At 64.5% G+C, this 1289-nt stretch carries 1 protein-coding gene; it reads right to left on the bottom strand.

The window, feature by feature from the left end; all coding sequences use genetic code 11:
* Nucleotides 1-35: 35 nt before the first annotated feature.
* Nucleotides 36-1289, bottom strand: a 1254-nt coding sequence (locus tag NW819_RS13435) for a hydantoinase/oxoprolinase family protein (protein WP_414414051.1), incomplete at its 5' end; no start/stop codon positions are given.

Genomic DNA, 1289 nt, shown 5'->3' with positions numbered 1-1289 from the left:
CCCGCACCCTGCGCATAGCGCGAGTGTCGGGTGGTTTACCAGGACTTTGTCCCGCTATCGCGAACACAGCTCAAGATTAGGGTTCCCACTTCGTCAATGACACCTGTCCAACCGGCTTCGATCACCGCCGTTGCCTCCGGCATCTCGACAATTGCCGGCCCGCGCAGTTGAAACCCCACATCCATGCGCTGCCGATCGTAAACCGGCACCAGGCGCATCCTGCCCCCAAACCATGCCTCTCGCCGACCCTTGAGGGGATCCCCTGGCAAGGGGGGGGGTGCGGTCAAAGGCACGGTGGGTAGGGCCTGCACCGCCTGTAGACGCAACTGAATTGCCTCCACCGGCTGGGCTGAATCTTGCCATCCATAGCGTTGTTGGTGGGCCTGGTGAAACTGCTGTTCCAGATGAGCAATCGGATCCGACAACCGCACTGGGATCCCCAACTCAAAAGACTGGCCGCGATAGCGCAAGTCCAAGCTGAAGTGCAACGCCGGCTCCTGCAGATCGGCTCTCGCCTGGCGGATCAGGGGTTCTGCCCATTGGGCCAGCAGGGATCCCCCTGAAGCGGACGTGAGCTGCCGCAGAGGTTGGAGGATGGCCCGCCGATAGTCTCGCCGCAGATCTGCCAAAGCCATTCCCAGCGCCGAGAGCACCCCACAGGCAGCCGGGATCAAGATCGTGCGGATGCCCAGCTCTTCTGCCAAAGCACAGGCATGCATGGGCCCGGCTCCGCCGAAGGCCAACAGGGCAAAATCGGCGGGATCCAAACCCCGCTCCACGCTGATCACCCGCAAGGCCCGCGACATGGCGACATTCGCCAAGGTGCGAATGCCAACGGCAGTTTCCTGCAAGCTCAAGCCCAAGGGATCCGCCAGCGTGGCAATAGCCTGTTCCGCCAGCCCCCGCCGTAGCTGCACCGAGTCGCCCAGCCGCCCGCCATCCGGCAGGTACCCCAGCCAGAGGTTGGCATCGGTAACCGTCGGAGCCCTTCCCCCCCGACCGTAGCAGGCCGGCCCAGGGTTGGATCCGGCACTCTCTGGCCCCACCTGGAGCCCACCGCCGGGCAGCAAATGGGCCAGGGATCCGCCGCCGGCACTGACGGTGTGGATGTCAATTTGGGGCTGTTGCACGGGCAAGCCGCACACCACCGCTGCGGGAGTAACCTGGGGGATCCCATCTTGGATCAAGGCCACATCCGTGCTGGTTCCCCCCATGTCGAAGCTGAGCAAGTGGGGGTAGCCACTCAGGCGACCCAGATAGGCCGCCCCATAAACCCCGCCTGCCGGCCC

The organism is Synechococcus sp. R8-2, from assembly GCF_047461715.1.
Classification (GTDB): domain Bacteria; phylum Cyanobacteriota; class Cyanobacteriia; order Thermostichales; family Thermostichaceae; genus Thermostichus.
Note: the sequence above shows the minus strand (reverse complement) of the source record. Positions and strands in the feature narration are given on the sequence as shown.